At 48.8% G+C, this 18,327-nt stretch carries 13 protein-coding genes and 2 tRNA genes; 12 read left to right on the forward strand and 3 right to left on the reverse strand.

Going from position 1 to position 18,327, the window contains the following annotated elements; all coding sequences use genetic code 11:
• The first annotated feature begins 117 nt into the window (after positions 1-117).
• The 12 genes from guaB (at position 118) to asnS (ending at position 14,566) form a co-directional block, all read left to right on the forward strand.
• Complete coding sequence (guaB, locus tag BMX82_RS07140) at positions 118-1,605, forward strand: IMP dehydrogenase (RefSeq protein WP_036911743.1); 1,488 nt, start codon at positions 118-120, stop codon at positions 1,603-1,605.
• Between the two features lie 4 nt (positions 1,606-1,609).
• Positions 1,610-3,034: a peptidylprolyl isomerase gene (locus BMX82_RS07145; RefSeq protein ID WP_091767401.1), complete on the forward strand. Its 1,425-nt coding sequence runs from the start codon at positions 1,610-1,612 to the stop codon at positions 3,032-3,034.
• Positions 3,035-3,069: 35 nt separating this feature from the next.
• A complete protein-coding gene (locus BMX82_RS07150; RefSeq protein WP_255396591.1) occupies positions 3,070-4,422 on the forward strand; it encodes a peptidylprolyl isomerase in 1,353 nt (450 codons plus the stop codon).
• On the forward strand, positions 4,422-5,996 hold the full coding sequence (locus BMX82_RS07155) for an OstA-like protein (protein ID WP_231622159.1): 1,575 nt from the start codon (positions 4,422-4,424) through the stop codon (positions 5,994-5,996). Before BMX82_RS07150 ends, BMX82_RS07155 begins: the two co-directional genes overlap by 1 nt.
• Positions 5,993-7,852 (forward strand): DNA mismatch repair endonuclease MutL, encoded by a 1,860-nt coding sequence (mutL, locus tag BMX82_RS07160; RefSeq protein ID WP_091767407.1) that lies wholly within the window; start codon positions 5,993-5,995, stop codon positions 7,850-7,852. Before BMX82_RS07155 ends, mutL begins: the two co-directional genes overlap by 4 nt.
• Positions 7,853-7,946: 94 nt before the next feature.
• Positions 7,947-8,021, forward strand: a tRNA-Val gene (locus BMX82_RS07165).
• A 265-nt stretch (positions 8,022-8,286) separates the two neighbouring features.
• On the forward strand, positions 8,287-9,594 hold the full coding sequence (locus tag BMX82_RS07170; RefSeq protein ID WP_091767410.1) for a phenylacetate--CoA ligase family protein: 1,308 nt from the start codon (positions 8,287-8,289) through the stop codon (positions 9,592-9,594).
• A 37-nt stretch (positions 9,595-9,631) separates the two neighbouring features.
• On the forward strand, positions 9,632-10,057 hold the full coding sequence (locus tag BMX82_RS07175; RefSeq protein WP_036909448.1) for an ACT domain-containing protein: 426 nt from the start codon (positions 9,632-9,634) through the stop codon (positions 10,055-10,057).
• Positions 10,058-10,143: 86 nt separating this feature from the next.
• Positions 10,144-10,218 (forward strand) — tRNA-Val (locus tag BMX82_RS07180).
• 107 nt (positions 10,219-10,325) lie between these two features.
• Entirely contained in the window at positions 10,326-11,672 is a 1,347-nt protein-coding gene (gene purB, locus BMX82_RS07185) for an adenylosuccinate lyase (protein WP_036909450.1), read from the forward strand.
• Positions 11,673-11,723: 51 nt separating this feature from the next.
• Entirely contained in the window at positions 11,724-13,115 is a 1,392-nt protein-coding gene (locus tag BMX82_RS07190) for a pseudouridine synthase (protein WP_091767412.1), read from the forward strand.
• Positions 13,116-13,126: 11 nt separating this feature from the next.
• Positions 13,127-14,566 carry an asparagine--tRNA ligase gene (asnS, locus tag BMX82_RS07195; protein WP_036910183.1) on the forward strand — a complete coding sequence of 480 codons (1,440 nt, stop codon included), beginning with the start codon at positions 13,127-13,129 and terminating at the stop codon, positions 14,564-14,566.
• A 34-nt stretch (positions 14,567-14,600) separates the two neighbouring features.
• Here the strand turns inward: asnS and BMX82_RS07200 are convergent, their stop codons facing one another.
• Genes BMX82_RS07200 through BMX82_RS07210 form a run of 3 tightly spaced genes read right to left on the reverse strand, consistent with a single transcriptional unit; the run spans position 14,601 to position 18,262 of the window.
• On the reverse strand, positions 14,601-15,446 hold the full coding sequence (locus tag BMX82_RS07200) for a CvfB family protein (RefSeq protein ID WP_091767415.1): 846 nt from the start codon (positions 15,444-15,446) through the stop codon (positions 14,601-14,603).
• Positions 15,410-16,117: an ABC transporter ATP-binding protein gene (locus tag BMX82_RS07205; RefSeq protein WP_036910185.1), complete on the reverse strand. Its 708-nt coding sequence runs from the start codon at positions 16,115-16,117 to the stop codon at positions 15,410-15,412. The genes BMX82_RS07200 and BMX82_RS07205 overlap by 37 nt, the downstream gene beginning before the upstream one ends.
• 6 nt (positions 16,118-16,123) lie before the next feature.
• A complete protein-coding gene (locus tag BMX82_RS07210) occupies positions 16,124-18,262 on the reverse strand; it encodes a cation:proton antiporter (protein ID WP_091767418.1) in 2,139 nt (712 codons plus the stop codon).
• Positions 18,263-18,327: the final 65 nt, after the last annotated feature.

The following is an 18,327-nucleotide window of genomic DNA, read 5'->3' on the forward strand; positions in this document are numbered from 1 at the left end:
ATCACTGCTCTTTTTTGGTTAATTTGCATTAATAAGGTGAGTTTTTCCTAAAAAGAGAATGCCATGTGGCGGAAAATGACTACCTTTGCACGCAATATTTAAAGAAAGGTATTATTTATGGCTTCATTTATTGCAGACAAAATTGTAATGGACGGCCTGACATTCGACGACGTCCTCTTGATTCCCGCTTATTCTGAAGTACTGCCCAAGACAGTAGAGTTGAAAACGCGCTTTTCGCGCAACATCGAGCTCAATGTCCCCTTCGTAACGGCAGCCATGGACACTGTTACAGAGTCTCAGATGGCTATTGCTATTGCTCGTGAAGGTGGTATCGGTGTAATTCACAAGAATATGTCTATTGAGGATCAGGCGCGTCAGGTGGCTATCGTTAAGCGTGCCGAGAATGGCATGATTTATGATCCTATTACTATTCCTCTGGGTTCTACGGTAGCGCAGGCCCTTGAAATCATGTCAGAGTATCATATCGGTGGTATTCCCGTAGTTGACGAAGGCAATCATCTCGTAGGTATTGTCACCAATCGTGACTTGCGCTTTGAACGTCGTCTGGATCGTCCTGTAGAGGAAATCATGTCGAAGGAGAATCTCGTAACTACTCATCAGCAGACCGACCTTATTGCTGCTGCTCAGATTCTGCAGGAGAACAAGATCGAAAAACTTCCTGTCGTTGACAAGGATAATCGTCTGATAGGTCTGATTACCTATAAGGATATTACCAAGGCCAAGGATAAACCCATGGCTTGTAAGGATGAAAAGGGACGTTTGCGCGTGGCTGCCGGTGTGGGCGTTACTGTTGATACCCTCGATCGTATGCAGGCTTTGGTTGATGCTGGCGCCGACGCAATTGTCATTGACACAGCCCATGGTCACTCTAAGTCTGTGATAGAGAAGTTGGTCGAGGCAAAGAAGTCATTCCCCAATATCGACATCGTAGTGGGTAATGTGGCCACTGGCGAGGCTGCCAAAATGCTCGTTGAACATGGTGCTGACTCTGTGAAGGTCGGTATTGGTCCGGGTTCTATCTGTACTACTCGTGTGGTTGCCGGTGTGGGTGTTCCCCAGCTCAGTGCAGTCTACGATGTATACAGTGCCTTGAAGGGTACAGGTGTTCCCTTGATTGCCGATGGCGGTCTTCGCTACTCAGGCGATATCGTGAAGGCTCTTGCTGCTGGTGGCAGTTGTGTGATGATTGGTTCACTCGTAGCAGGTACCGAGGAGAGTCCTGGCGACACCATCATTTACAATGGCCGTAAGTTTAAGAGTTACCGTGGTATGGGCTCCCTTGAAGCCATGGAGCAGAAGCACGGTTCAAAGGATCGCTATTTCCAGGGCGATACGAAAGAGGTTAAGAAACTCGTTCCGGAAGGAATTGCCGGACGTGTACCATATAAGGGAACAGTTCAGGAGGTGATCTACCAGATGGTGGGTGGTCTGCGTTCAGGTATGGGATATTGTGGTGCTGCTACCATCGATGCCCTTCACAATGCCAAGTTCACCCGTATTACCAATGCAGGTGTCAACGAGAGTCATCCGCATGATATCACGATTACCAGTGAGGCACCGAACTATAGTCGGCCCAACGATTAATTAAATGAAAAGAAATCTGCTGCTTGCGAGCATACTGCTGGCTGCTGTGTCTGCGTGGGCACAAACAGATCCTGTTGTGATGAGCGTCAATGGTATTGACGTTCATCGCTCTGAGTTTGAATATTCCTACAATAAGAACAATGGAGAGACTGCGGTTGATAAGAAAAGCGTCGATGAATATGTCGAGCTCTTTGTCAACTATAAGTTGAAAGTGGCTGCGGCGCTTGATGCCAAGCTCGACACCTTGACATCTTTCCGTCAGGAGTATGCCATGTACAGAGATCAGCAGGTGCGTCCCACTATTGTTACTGATGCTGAGATTGAAGCTGAGGCTCGCAGGATGTATGATCGCACGAAGGAAGCTCTGGGGACTCGTGGCCTGATTCACCCGGCCCATATTTTTCTGGAGCTCTCTACACAGGCAACATTGCAAGAGCAAGAGCGTATTAAAACACGCATCGACTCGGTTCACCGTGCCCTTCAGAACGGCGCTGATTTCTCGGCATTGGCTCAGAAGGTGTCGCAGGATCCAGGTTCGGCTTCTCGCGGTGGCCTTTTGCCATGGATAGGGCAAGGGCAGACGTTCAAAGAGTTCGAGGATGTCGCTTTCTCGTTGCAGGCTGGTCAGACGAGTGCGCCATTCCTGACCCCCGTGGGCTATCATATCGTGATGATGAAAGAGCGCAAGCAGTTGGAACCATACGATTCGCTGAAGACAGAACTTCTACAGGCGCTTGAGCGTCGTGGCATTCGCGAGGAAATAGTTGATGCTAAACTCAAGAACATGATAGATCTCTCGCAGGGGGCACTCTCTCGTGATGAGATTCTTACCCGTCGTTCCGACTCTCTCGCAACAGTCGATCCTGAGATGAAATATCTCTTTCAGGAATATCACGATGGCTTGTTACTCTTCGAGATCAGTACTCGTGAGGTGTGGGATAAGGCCGCATCTGATGAGGTGGCTCTGAAGGCTTGGTTCGAGACTCATCGTAAGAATTATACTTGGGCTAGTCCACGCTATAAAGGTATAGCTTATCATGTAAAGGATAAGAAAGACGTGAAGGCAGTGAGAAACTTTGTGAAGAATCTGCCTTTCGACGAGTGGACAGAAGCGCTTCGCTCTACCTTTAACTCCGATTCCGTCATTCGTATCCGTGTGGAGAAGGGGCTCTTCAGGCCAGGCGACAATGCTACCATCGATAAATTGGTATTTAAGACTGGCTCAGAGGTCGTGCCACTGAGAGACTATCCTATCGACGCTGTCTATGGTAAGAAGTTGAAGAAACCCGCCGATTACTCCGATGTGCGTACGCAGGTGGTAGAGGATTATCAGGGTTATCTTGAGCGTCAGTGGGTAGAGGCTTTGCGTAAGCGCTATCCCGTATCCATCAATCAAGAAGTATTGAAAACCGTAAATAAGCATCAATGAAAAGAATACAGTATTTATTAGGTGCTCTGCTGTTTATGCTCCCGCTGGCAGCTGGCGCTGAAGAGAATGACTCCGTAAAGGTGGGTTCCGTTATCGACGAGGTGGTGTGGATCGTGGGCGATGATGCTATCCTCAAGTCTGATATTGAGACCATGCGTATGCAGGCTGCAATGGAAGGTGTCAAGTGGGATGGTGATCCTTACTGTAAGATTCCTGAGCAGATAGCGGTGCAGAAACTGTTCAAGCATCAGGCCGAGATTGACAGTATCGAGGTGACTGATGCTGATGTGGCTCAGGAGGTAGAACAGCAGATCAGCTATTGGCTTGAGATGGTCGATGGCTCCCGTGAGCGCCTGGAGGAGTATAAGCATCAGCCTCTTTCTCAGATTCGTAACGAACTGCGCGATGAGATGAAAGACCGTAAGATGGTGCAGCTGATGAAGCAGAAACTCGTCGAAGATATAGCTGTAACCCCTGCAGAGGTACGTCGTTATTTCAAGGACATGCCCGCCGACAGTATTCCTTACGTACCTACAGAGGTAGAGGTGCAGATTATCCAGCAAACTCCACGTGTTGAGGCAGAGGAGCTGAACCGTGTGAAAGAAGAGCTTCGCGAATATACCGACCGAATTAATAAGGGTGAGGCCACGTTCCAGACATTGGCACGACTCTATTCCGAGGACCCTGGTACGGCACGTCGTGGCGGTGAGCTTGGCCTGGTAGGCCGAGGCACTCTTGACCCTGCTTTTGCCGCTGTGGCTTTCAACCTTACCGACCCCAAGAAGGTATCGAAGATTGTTGAGTCTGAGTTCGGCTATCACATCATTCAGCTGATAGAGAAACGCGGTGATAAGGTGAATGTGCGCCATATCCTTCGTAAGCCTGTTGTCTCTGACGATGCGATTACGAAGACTCTGGGTCGTCTTGACTCTATTGCTGTTGATATCCGCAGCGGAAAGTTTACATTGGAGGATGCTGCTCCTATGCTCTCTGACGATAAGGATACCCGCAATAATAAAGGTCAGATGTCGAACAACGATCCGCAGACGGGTCATATCACCTCTCGTTTCAAGATGCAGGACCTTCCTCCCGAGGTTGCAAAGGTTGTTGATACTATGCAGGTGGGTCAGATATCTCAGGCCTTTACTATGATCAATCAGCGCGGTAAGACGGTGTGCGTCATCGCTAAGCTGAAGAATCGTATTGATGGTCATAAGGCTACAGTGACAGAAGACTTCCAGACCCTGAAAGAGGTTGTGCTCAACAAACGTCGTGACGAGCGCATCCACCAGTGGGTGGTCGATAAGATCAAAAACGTCTACACCCGTCTGAACGATAATTATAAAGACTGTAACTTCGAGTACGAAGGCTGGGGTAATATAAAATAATGAATAAGCGAGGGTTTCTCTATTTCCTGGCAGCAGTGCTGTTGATGGGCGTTGCTTCAGGTTTTGCCCAGAAGCAAAGGCAGAAGCGCCCGGCCCGAAAGGCTAAGGCACAGGATACCCGTGTGTATCTGGTTCATGCCGACGTGCTTCATTTCGACCAGATGCAGAACCCCGACGCAACGATTCTCAATGGTAAGGTTCATTTCACCCATCAGGGGGCCCGCCTCTATTGCGATAGTGCTTACTTCTATGAGGCCAGCAACTCTTTCGAAGCTTTCGGTCACGTCAGGATGCTTCAGGGTGATACCCTCTCGCTGGTGAGCGATTATGCCTATTACGACGGCAACGAACAGATGGCTAGAGCCCGTTATAATGTGGTGTTGAAGAATCGTAAGACTACGCTTTATACCGATAGTCTTGATTTCGATCGTCTCTATGATAATGCCTACTTCTTCGAAGGTGGTAAGATGATTGACGGCCAGACCACGCTGACTTCCGACTGGGGTGAGTATAATACCAAAAGTAAGATGTCGGTCTTCAACTACGATGTAAAGATGAAGTCGCCGAAGTTCTATCTCACTACCGATACTCTGTATTACGACACCCGTACGTCAATGGCTCATATCGTGGGCCCATCTGATATCTATTCTGGTGATAGCCATATCTATTCAGAGCAGGGCTACTACGATACGAAGAAAGAGCAAGCTCGCCTCATGAACCGCTCTGTGCTGTCAAATCAGGGTAAGATGATGGTGGGCGACAGCGTGTGGTATGATAGTCAGCAGGGAGTAAGTCAGGCTTTCCGTAATGTGGTTTATGTCGACTCCGTGAATCGCAATAAGCTAACGGGTAATTATGGTGAGTACTATGAGCACACCGGCTATGCCATGTGTACCGATAGTGCTGTTGCCATCGACTACTCTCAGGGCGACTCGCTCTTCATGCATGCCGACACCTTCAAGGTGGTGACGTTTAATATCGAGACTGATTCCGTTTATCGTAAAATCCATGCATATAATAAGGTGCGGGCGTACCGTACCGATGTGCAGGCCATCTGCGACTCGCTGGTTTATAACTCCTTGGATTCATGTATGACGATGTATCACGATCCTATTGTGTGGAATATCAATCAGCAACTGGTGGGCGACCGGATTGATGTCTACCTCAAAGATTCTGTCATCGACCGGGCCCATGTGACTGGCAACTGCTTCTCTATCCAACAGTTGCGTAGTGATACTACCTGTTATAATCAGGTGTCGTCGAAGGAGATGTTTGCTTTCTTCACCGATGGCCAGATCCATGAGACCCGTGCTGTGGGTAATGTGCTCATTGGCTATTACTTTGAAGAGGGTGACAGTATTCCCCTTATATATAATTATCAGGAGACATCCGAACTTCGCATGTTCCTCAAGGAGCGTAAACTCCAGCGTGTATGGACACCGAAGACTTCTGGTACCATGTATCCTCTGAATCAGATTCCTGCAGAGCGTAAGCGCCTTCAGGGCTTTGCCTGGTATGACGCTGTGCGTCCTGTCAGTCGTGACGATATCTTTAATTGGAGACCCAAGAAATGAAAGACGTCATACATCTTTTGCCAGATAGCGTTGCTAACCAGATTGCCGCTGGTGAAGTGATCCAGCGTCCTGCTTCTGTTATTAAGGAGCTGGTTGAGAATGCTGTCGATGCTGGTGCTAAGACTATCAACGTCATTGTGGTTGATGCGGGTAGAACCTCTATTCAGGTTATCGACGACGGCAAGGGTATGTCTGAGACCGACGCCCGACTTTCTTTCGAGCGCCATGCCACCTCGAAGATTCAGAACGCTTCTGATCTTTTTGCCCTTCATACGATGGGCTTCCGTGGTGAGGCTCTGGCTTCTATTGCCGCCGTGGCACAAGTTGAGCTCCAGACACGTCGCGCTGACGATGAGATTGGTACCCGTTTGCTTATTGCCGGGTCTAAGGTTACGGCTCAGGAACCAGTCTCTTGTCCTGTGGGCAGTAATTTCAAAGTCGAGAACCTGTTCTTTAACGTGCCTGCCCGTCGCAAGTTCCTGAAGACAAATGCTACGGAACTTGCTAATATCATGACGGCTTTCGAGCGCATCGTGCTCGTATATCCCGGTATCCATTTCACCCTTCATCACAATGGGGTAGAGATGCTCAACCTGCGTGCAGCCAGTCTGCGCCAGCGTATTGCCGATGTCTTTGGCAAACAATACAACCAAGACCTGTTGCCTGTGGAGGTTCACACAGCTATGGCCACGGTCAAGGGTTTTGTGGGTAAACCAGAGGCCGCCCGTAAGAAGGGTGGGTTCGACTACTTCTTCGTTAATGGCCGTTATATGAAACATGCCTATTTCCATAAGGCCGTTATCACAGCCTACGACCGTATGATTCCAGAGGGCATGCAGATTCCTTATTTCCTCTATTTCGAGGTAGAACCTTCAGAGATCGACGTGAATATCCATCCCACGAAGACAGAGATTAAGTTCGAAAATGAGCAGGCCATCTGGCAGATACTCTCTGCCTCGGTACGCGATGCCATTGGCAAGTTCTGTGAGATTCCTTCTATCGACTTCGATACCCAGGGGAGTCCTGAGATTCCCGTGTTCGACCCCGTCAATGACTCTATTGTTGCTCCTAAGGTTACGTACAATCCCAACTACAACCCCTTTACATCTGGAGCTTCTTCATCGTCGACGCCCCGTCCGCCGCGCGACTGGCAGTCGCTCTATGAGGGCATTGCTGAGCCCAGGCAGGAATCCTCCGACCTCTTCGGCTCTCAGTCTATGGATATGCTTCCCGAGTCTACTCCCCCCTCTAAGGTGTCTAACGATATAGTGCAGTCGTCGGCCTTCTCTGACCGTTCTCCTGCCCACTATCAGTATAAAGGTAAGTATATTATGACCGCTGTGAAGTCAGGACTGATGATTATCGATCAGTATAGGGCCGATATCCGTATTCTGTATGAGCGCTATGTCAATCAGTTGAGCAGCCATACGGCCAGCACACAGAAACTTCTGTTCCCTGAGACTGTTCAGTTCTCTCCGGCTGAGGCCGTCACGATGCAGCAGTTGCTACCCGAACTGACTGATATCGGTTTCGACCTTAGCGATCTCGGTGGTAATACCTTTGCCGTGAATGGCGTTCCTGCCGGCACTGAAGGATTGAACCCTGTAACGCTCCTACAGCAGATGGTGGCAGACGCCGATACTTCTTTGAACGCTTCTGTTCTACCGCAGACTTCGAATGTGGCTCTGACACTGGCAAAGAATGCCGCTATTCCTTATGGTCAGATTCTTGGCAATGAAGAGATGGAAAGCCTGATTAACGAGCTTTTCTCATGTTCGAATGTCAACTATACCCCTGAAGGAAAAGCCATCCTTTGCATTCTTCCTCAAATGGAAATAGAGCAGCTTTTGGGTTGAAAAGGTTAAAGAATGTTATAGGAGTGTATTTTCTTTCCTATTCCTTCTTTGTTCTCAAAAAAACTCCCTACCTTTGCACCCGCTTACAAAGCAAGGGCGTTTAGCTCAGCTGGTTTAGAGCATCTGCCTTACAAGCAGAGGGTCGGCGGTTCGAATCCGTCAACGCCCACTAAAACGAAGCGCTTCACTTAAAAAGGTGAAGCGCTTTTTTGATAAACCAAAGACTATGAAATATGGAAAAAGATTTTGTGTTCGATGACGTCCCTACGACATGCAGGAGAGCTCTTCTTCTGCTGCATAAAAAATGTAATAATATGGAACGATAAAAATAAATGGGCTTTTATTTTGTATTCTGCCCGATTTGCATTACCTTTGCGCCTTGAAAGGAGTGAAGACGATACGAGAATATCAACGATAATACTAAATAAAAGACAATGATTTGGAATCAAACGATTGAGTGTATGGATCGCGAGCAGCTTCGCGAGATACAGAGCCGCAGGCTGGTGAAAATGGCAGAGTACGTGTATCACAACACGCCGTTCTACCGTAAGAAGTTCCAGGAGATGGGACTGGAGCCTGGTGATATTAAGAGTATCGACGACATTGTGAAGCTGCCGTTTACCAATAAGCTCGACTTGAGAGACAACTATCCCTTCGGACTGGCTGCTGTGCCCATGAGTCAGATTGTGAGAATTCATGCTTCGAGTGGTACGACGGGTAAGCCTGTAGTGGTGCTTTATACAAGAAAAGACCTGGCAATGTGGGCCGAGGCGATCAGTCGTGCTTTTACTGCTTATGGTGCAGAAAAGGATGATATCTTCCAGGTGGCATACGGCTATGGACTGTTTACTGGAGGCCTGGGTGCTCACGATGGCGCTACGAACATCGGTGCCAGCGTGATACCAATCTCTTCAGGTAACACTCAGAAGCAGATGACGCTGATGCACGACTTCGGTACTACGATTCTGTGTTGTACCCCCTCGTATGCCATGTTTCTGGGTGAGGCTATGCAGGAATGTGAGTGGCCAAGGGATGAGTTTAAACTGAAGATCGGTGTGTTTGGTGCTGAGCCGTGGACGGAGAAGATGCGTGTTAAGCTGGAGCAGAGCCTTGGCATTAAGGCTTATGATATCTACGGCCTCTCAGAGGTGGCTGGTCCCGGTGTGGGCTATGAGTGTGAGCACCAGTGTGGAACACATCTGAACGAGGACTATTTCTATCCGGAGATTCTGGATCCGAAGACAGGGGAGCCTTTGCCTGAGGGTTCGTTTGGAGAACTGACCTTCACTCATCTGACGAAGGAGGGCATGCCTTTGCTTCGCTATCGTACTCACGACCTGACTGCCCTGCACTATGATAAGTGCGCGTGCGGACGTACCTTAGTAAGAATGGACCGCATCTTGGGACGTTGCGACGATATGCTGATAATCCGTGGCGTGAATGTGTTCCCGTCACAGATAGAGGATGTGATACTGAAACTGCCTGAATATGAACCGCACTTCCTGTTGACTGTGGATCGTGTGAATAACACGGATACCTCAGAACTGAAGGTCGAGGTGAAGGAGGAGTACTTTACCGACGATATGGCTACGATGGTCGGACTGCAGAAAAAGCTGGAGGCAGAGTTGCGTAGTGTGATTGGTCTGGGCTTTAAGGTGAAGCTCGTAGAACCAAAGGGTATTGAACGCTCAGAAGGTAAGGCAAAGAGAGTGATTGACAAGCGTAACTTGTCGAACGACTGATTGGCAACCAAAAGTATTTAGAGATAAACTATAATTTATGAAGACTAAGCAATTATCCATTTTCCTCGAGAACAAGTCCGGGCGACTGACCGAGGTGACTGAGGCCCTGGGGGCTGCTGGTATTAACCTTTCCGCTATGAGTATCGCAGACAATAGCGACTTCGGTATTCTGCGTTGTATCGTATCGGACCCTGACAAGGCCTATAAGGTGCTGAAAGAGCAGCACTTCGCCGTCAAGATTACCGATGTGATAGGTTTCGTATGTCCGAATGTGCATGGCTCGCTGGCTGTGGTGCTGAAGCATCTTTCTGATAACGGCGTATTCATAGAATATATGTACTCGTTTGCCAATGGTGATGTGGCTACGGTGGTAATCCGTCCTACGGATCTTGATGCCTGCGAGAAGATTCTGGCAGAGAAGAAAGTGGAGCTGATGGCTGCTAACGACCTCTATCAGTTATAAAATGAGTGGAATCTGCAAAATTTCCCCTCGGAAATTTTGCAGATTCATTTTTTCTTTGTAATTTTGCACCCGCAATTGAGACATTCGGGCGTTTAGCTCAGCTGGTTTAGAGCATCTGCCTTACAAGCAGAGGGTCGGCGGTTCGAATCCGTCAACGCCCACGACACAAAAGAACTCCTTTCCGCAGCCGTAGAGGTTGCGGTTTTGGGTTAAGAAAGGATAGAAAAGAATAGAAATTATCGATAATTTACAGGATTTAGTTTTTAACATGGATTTAAGTTTATTGACAGCCATCTCGCCTATTGATGGCCGTTACAGAAGTAAGACCGAGCCATTGGCAGAATACTTTTCAGAGTATGCCTTGATACGTTACAGGGTACGCGTTGAGATAGAGTATTTTATTGCCTTGTGTGAACTGCCATTACCTCAACTTCAGGGAATCAACCACTCATTATTCGATCAGCTTCGTGACATCTACCGTAAGTTTACACCTGCTGATGCCCAGCGGGTGAAGGATATTGAGAAGGTAACCAACCACGACGTGAAAGCCGTTGAGTATTTTATCAAGGAGAAGCTTGACGCTATGGGCGGCTTTGAACAATTCAAGGAATTTATTCATTTCGGATTGACTTCGCAGGATATCAACAATACCAGTGTGCCCCTCTCGATTAAGGAGGCGCTGGAGCAGGTATACTATCCTCTGGTGGAGGAACTGATAGAGCAGCTGCACGATTATGCTGAGCAGTGGAAGAATATTCCTATGCTGGCTAAGACTCACGGACAGCCTGCATCACCTACCCGTTTGGGTAAGGAGGTGATGGTCTACGTGTATCGTCTGGAGGAGCAGTTGCGCGGTTTGAAAGAGACACCTATCACCGCAAAGTTCGGTGGTGCTACGGGTAACTACAACGCTCATCATGTGGCCTATCCCCAGTATGACTGGCGCGAGTTCGGCAACAGCTTCGTAAGTGAGAAACTGGGATTGGAGCGTGAGCAGTATACCACTCAGATTTCAAATTACGACTGGATGGGTGCCATCTTTGATGCTATGCGCCGTATTAACACTATCGTCATCGATTTGGACCGCGACTTCTGGATGTATATCTCGATGGACTACTTCAAGCAGAAGATTAAGGCCGGCGAAGTAGGCTCAAGTGCGATGCCTCACAAGGTGAACCCCATTGACTATGAGAATTCTGAAGGCAACTTGGGCATTGCTAACGCAATCCTGCAGTTCTTGGCAGCTAAGTTGCCAGTAAGCCGATTGCAGCGCGACTTGACTGACTCAACCGTATTGCGCAATGTCGGCGTACCTATGGGACACGCTCTGATTGCATTCCAGAGTACTCTTAAGGGCCTGCGTAAACTTATCCTCAATGAAGAGAAACTGCAGGAGGATCTTGACAATACATGGGCTGTAGTAGCCGAGGCTATCCAGACCATTCTGCGTCGTGAGGCTTACCCCAATCCTTATGAGACATTGAAGGCCCTCACAAGAACTAACGAGAAACTAACCGGTGAAAAGATACAGAACTTCATTGAGACGCTCGAGGTGAGCGAAGAGGTGAAGCAGGAGCTCAGAGCCATCACGCCGAGCACCTATACTGGTATCTAAAAAAAGCCATAAACAATTATTTTTAGTATTTCATTTAAAAAGAACAAGACAATGGATTTCGAGAACAACGAGAAGAAACAGGAAGAAACACAGAACGAAGGTTTCCAGAAAGAGTATCGTCCGGGACGTTCACCACGTCCACGTATTCATACAGCACAGCGCCCTGCATATGATCAACAGCGCTCAAGCTATCGTCCTAGCCACGATGAAGGCGGTTTCCGCCCAGAAGGTTTTGGCGCAGGTCTTCAGAGCAACGCGCCTCAGCGTAGCTATCGTCCTCAGGGTGAGTATGGTCAGCGTCCTCAGGGTGGCTATGGTCAGCGTCCTCAGGGTGGCTATGGTCAGCGTCCTCAGGGTGGTTATGGTCAGCGTCCTCAGGGTGGCTATGGTCAGCGTCCTCAGGGTGGCTATGGTCAGCGTCCTCAGGGTGGTTATGGTCAGCGTCCTCAGGGCGGCTATGGTCAGCGTCCTCAGGGTGGCTATGGTCAGCGTCCTCAGGGTGGTTATGGTCAGCGTCCTCAGGGGGGTTATGGTCAGCGTCCTCAGGGCGGTTACGGTCAGCGTCCTCAGGGTGGTTACGGTCGTCCTCAGCAGGGTGGATATGGAAAGCCCTATGGTGCTCCATACAAGAAGGGTCCCCGTCAGCGTACAGCCGACTACGATCCCAATGCAAAGTACTCAATGAAGAAACGTATCGAGTATAAGGAGATTAACTATGATCCCAACGAGCCCCTGCGCTTGAACAAATTCCTTGCTAATGCAGGTATCTGCAGTCGTCGCGAGGCCGATGAGTTCATCCAGGCAGGTGTAGTTACCGTTAATGGTCAGGTGGTTACTGAACTGGGTACAAAGATTCTTCGTACTGATGAGGTGAAGTTCCACGATCAGCCTGTAAACATTGAGAAGAAGGTTTACGTGTTGCTGAACAAACCCAAGGACTATGTGACTACCAGCGATGATCCTCAGCAGCGCAAGACTGTGATGGATCTCGTGAAGAATGCTTGTCCTGAGCGTATTTATCCTGTAGGTCGTCTGGACCGCAACACTACAGGTGTGCTCCTGCTGACCAACGATGGTGATCTGGCTTCTAAGCTTACTCATCCGAAGTATCTTAAAAAGAAGATCTACCACGTATATCTTGATAAGAACGCTACAGCCCACGATTTGCAGCAGATTGCAGAGGGTGTACAGCTGGAGGACGGCGAGATCAAGGCCGACGATGTACAGTATGCTCATCCTACAGATAAGAAACAGGTAGGTATTGAGATCCACAGCGGTAAGAATCGTATTGTGCGTCGTATCTTCGAGAGTCTGGGCTATCGTGTACAGAAGCTCGACCGTGTGCAGTTTGCTGGTCTGACAAAGAAGAACCTGAAGCGCGGTGACTGGCGTTATCTGACAGAGGAAGAGGTTGATCGTCTGCGCATGGGCGCTTACGAGTAAAAATAGATTATATGAAACGTACAAAGATTATTGATGTGCTGAAAAGCACAGAATATGGCAAGGAAGTTTGCGTAAAGGGTTGGGTGCGCACGCACCGCAGCTCTAAAGCAGTTGACTTCATTGCCCTCAACGACGGTTCTACCATCAAGAATGTGCAGATTGTTGTTGATCCCACTAAGTTCGACGAGCAGGTATTGAAGGATATCACCACTGGTGCCTGCATTAGCGCCGAGGGTACATTGGTTGAGAGTCAGGGTGCCGGTCAGAGCAGCGAAATCCAGGCTACCAAGCTGGAGGTTTATGGTCTGTGCGGTAACGACTATCCTATGCAGAAGAAGGGCCAGAGTTTCGAGGTGATGCGTAAGAACGCTCACATGCGTTTGCGTACCAATACATTCGGAGCTGTGATGCGCATTCGCCACAACATGGCGATGGCTATCCACACCTACTTCCACGAGCATGGTTTCTTCTACTTCCACACCCCTCTGATCACTGCATCAGACTGTGAGGGAGCAGGTAACATGTTCCAGGTTACAACCAAGAACCTGTACGACCTGAAGAAGGACGAAAACGGCAAGATTATCTACGATGACGATTTCTTCGGCGAGCAGACTTCGCTGACCGTGAGCGGACAACTGGAGGGTGAGTTGGGTGCCACCGCACTTGGCTCAATCTACACCTTCGGTCCTACCTTCCGTGCAGAGAACAGTAACACACCTCGCCACCTGGCTGAATTCTGGATGGTTGAGCCTGAGGTTGCTTTCCTGGATCAGGAAGAGTTGATGGACCTTGAAGAGGATTTCATCAAGTATTGTGTCCGTTGGGCACTTGACAACTGTAAGGACGATCTCGAGTTCCTCAATAAGATGATTGACAAGACCCTGATTGAGCGTCTGGAGGGTGTGCTGAAGGAGACCTTCATCCGTCTGCCTTACACCGAGGGTATCAACATTCTGCAGGAGGCTATTAAGAATGGTAAGAAGTTCGAGTTCCCATGCAACTGGGGCGACGATCTTGCTTCTGAACACGAGCGCTACCTCGTAGAGGAGCACTTCAAGAAGCCAGTCATCATGACCGACTACCCACGTGAGTTCAAATCGTTCTACATGAAGCAGAATCAGGATACTGCCGATGGCGGCTCTGTAGGTTATAAGGGTGCTGTGGCTCCTGGTCCTACCATGCAGGGTACTGACGTGTTGTTCCCACAGATTGGTGAGATTATCGGTGGCTCAGTGCGTGAAGAGAGCTATGACAAGCTGATGGGCGAGGTAGAACGCCGCAAGATGGATACAACCCATCTGTGGTGGTATCTGGATACACGTCGCTGGGGTACTTGCCCCCACGCAGGCTTCGGTCTGGGCTTCGAACGCCTGATACTGTTCGTAACAGGAATGCAGAACATCCGTGATGTAATCCCATTCCCAAGAACACCGAAATCAGCAGAGTTCTAAATATAAAAGCCCCGCCGATTGGCGGGGCTTTTATTTATTTCGCTAAACGGATGCCTTCTTCTTCAATCGTAATCAGGCGTCGCTTATAGAGATCGCCGATGGCTTTCTTGTAGGCTTTCTTCGATACCTGGAAACGGTCGTAAATGAGTTCGGCGGGGGATTTGTCGCCGAGGTTACAGTAACCATCGTTCTCGTAGAGATAGCGCAATAGCACCTCGGCAAAGTCGAGGGTCTGTTGACGACCGCTTTGCTGAAGTACAATGTCGATCTTACCATCCTGACGCACATGGTCTACGTAGGCCTTGAGCCGCATGCCGCTATGCAGTGGCTGGAAAATCTGGTTATCGAAAATCAATCCCTGGAACTTATTGTTTACGATGACCTTGAAGCCCAGGTCGGTCTTCTGCCACACTAAGATATCCACCTCGGTACCATGCTGCAGTGAGGGCAGATCGGTAATGATAGGTGTGGTGAGGTATTTCTCAACCTTAGCCGTAGCCATGAGGCGATAAGAGTCCTCGTCTACCTTAATATATACGATATGACGCTGACCTTGTTCCATGCGCTTTTTCTGTTCGCGGAAAGGACAGAAGATATCCTTCATCAGTCCCCAGTTCAGAAAGGCGCCAAACTGGTTGACCCATGCAACCTCCAGACTCGCAAACTCGCCCACTTTGGCGTAGGGGTGCTCGGTGGTAGCCACAGGACGCTCTTCCTGATCGAGGTAGATGAATACTTCAATCTCATCGCCGATGTGCATGTCCTTAGTCACGTAACGCTGGGGAAGAAGTATCTCACCTTCTTCACCACCGTCTAGATAAAGACCGAAATCAACGGCCTTTACTATTCTGAGGGTGTTGTAATCTCCGAGTTTAAGCATGTTTCTTGGGGTATTATAGGAGTTTCTATTAGACCATCGCGCAGATGGATAGTACGGTCTGTGATGGAGGCGAGCCCCTCGTCGTGGGTGACGATGACGAAGGTCTGGCCAAACTGGTTACGCAAATCGAAGAAGAGTTGATGGAGTTCCTCTTTATTCTTGGTGTCGAGTGAACCAGAAGGTTCATCGGCCAGAATCACTGCAGGATTGTTCACCAGGGCACGAGCCACTGCCACACGCTGTTTCTCACCACCAGAGAGCTCGTTGGGTTTATGTGACGCACGGTCGCTGAGTCCCATAAAAGCCAACAGGTCCTTGGCACGCTGACGTGCCTGTTTCTGAGATAGCCCAGCGATATAAGCTGGAATCATGATGTTTTCAATGGCAGAGAACTCAGGGAGAAGCTGATGGAACTGGAACACGAACCCCAAGTGCTGGTTACGGAAGTCGGCCAGCTTTTTTTGCGAGAGGTTGGTTATATCGATGTTGTCGATGAGAATGGATCCAGTGTCAGGGCGATCGAGGGTACCGATAATCTGCAGAAGGGTGGTTTTACCAGCACCGGAAGGACCTACGATGCTCACCACTTCGCCCTTATCGATATGGAGGTCGATGCCTTTCAGCACTTGCAACGCTCCGAAACTCTTCGTAATATTCTTAATATCAATCATAATTCTTTATTTGTTATTTGCAATGCGTCGCGAATGAATCCAACGCAGGATAGCATCATAGATACTCTTTTCTTCATGGTGCTGAGCTTCAGTGAAACTCATTCGTTCATCCTTGGTATTTCCATACTGATCGGGGAAAATAATCATCAGGTTCTTACCTGAGAAATGCTTTTGAAGTTCATCAGGCAATCGTTCGAGCGCATTTTTATAGGAAATGGTGCCTTTACGTGCAGTGATGACTACAAAGAGGTGGTCGGATGCAATACCTGAAGCCAATTGGGGAAGCTCATTCCAATGGGCCATGGATGTGTACTCTGCCCTGACATTGGGATGGCGGTTGTTGATATATTCTTTGATGAGTATGAGTGATTCATTACGCCCATGGAACTGGATGCGGCAGTCGAGTTGTCCAGCCAGTCGGCTCAGACGCTCCAACCATCGGTGGAATCCTGGTTCAAACTCTGCTCTAGATGGTACGGCAACCTGAATGCGACGCAGAGTGGACATCGGTTGAACGAAACGCGTGAGGATAATCTGACGGTTCAGACCATTATAAAGACTCTGTATGAAATCACCCCAGAAGCGGGGGCTGATATCAGTATGCACATGCATACCCATGATAATTTCGGAGCAGGCAAACTCACGGAAAGCATGCTTAATGCCGTTGGCGATGTTGGTGGCCAATCGCACCTGTGTCTGAACTTTTACCTCAGAAGCACTGGCCGTCTGTTGTAACTTCTCGAGCAGTCGCAAACCCTGTTCACGTGCCTTGTTGCTATTCTGGTCGTCGTAAACTACGTTGAGAGCCACTAGTTCACGGTTCAATCGCTGATTTCGCATAAACATCGACAAATAGAGCAGATGCGGGGCTATCTCCGGATATTTTACACAGAGCAGTATCTTCTCATCGTCATCTTTTGGCATCTCGGCCTGTAAATGACTCTTCTCCTGAATGATAATCTGCTTGGATGCATGTTCGGTCATGATGGTACTGATGATGCATGTGCAGAGAATCATGATGACGACACCGTTAAGCATATCGTTGTTGACAAGATACTGTCCGGGGGCTACTTCGAGACGCATGCCAACCATCACCATAGCGATAGCGCCTGCTGCATGAGCAGAAGTGAGGCCGAACATCATGTTCCCATCGGCTTTTGTCAGACGGAAGATGAGGCTTGAGATGTAGGCAGCCACAGCCTTACCGAATGTACCGAAGAATACAATCAGAAATACTACCCACAGCACGTCGATGCCCGTAAAGAGCGTGCGCACATTGATAAGCATGCCTACACCGATCAGAAAATAGGGAATGAAGATGGCGTTACCGATAAATTCGATGCGGTTCATCAAAGGGGATACATGGGGAATATATCTGTTGAGTATCAAACCGGAGAAGAATGCTCCGAAGATGCCTTCGAGACCGATGAGCGAGGTCAGAGCGGCACTGAGGAACATGATGGCCATTACAAAGATGTACTGCATCACCGCATCACTATATCGGCGAAGGAAATAACGTGTGACCTTTGGGATGAGAATGATACTACCTACACAGAAAGCCGCGAACTTGAGCACAAAGAGCATCCAGAACATGATGCCGCTGTCGCGACTGAACGAGCCAGAGAGAGCGGCCAGCATCACCAAAGCCATGAACAGCGAGATCATGGACGACCCTACGCTGAGGGCTACGCTAGAGTGGCGTTGCAGGCCATAGCGTCCGATGATGGGGTAGGCTATCAGAGTGTTTGAAGCCATGATACATCCCAACAGGAAAGAGGCAGTACTAGAGTATCCCAGCATGGTGATGGCCATGATGTAGGTGAGAATCAGGGGTATGAGACATGTCAGTAGTCCAAAGAAGAAAAACCTGCGGGAGTGTTTCTTCACACCTTCCATATCCATCTCCAGTCCAGCCAGGAACATGATATAATACAGACCTACACGGCCGAAGAGTTCAAAAGAGTTGTCGCGCTCCAGAATGTTGAAGCCATATTGCCCGATAACCACACCTGCCAGCACCATACCGATGATGTGGGGAATGCGCAACTTACTCATCACGATAGGCGCAAAGAGGATAATCAGCAACACCACAAAGAAGATTAATGTGGGGTCGGTTATTGGCAGATATGCAGTTAATATTGTCATTCTGTGTGCAAAGGTACGAATTTTTTTGCCAGAATGACATGGATTACATGGATTTTTTGTAATTT

Source organism: Prevotella sp. khp7 (genome assembly GCF_900109055.1).
GTDB lineage: Bacteria > Bacteroidota > Bacteroidia > Bacteroidales > Bacteroidaceae > Prevotella.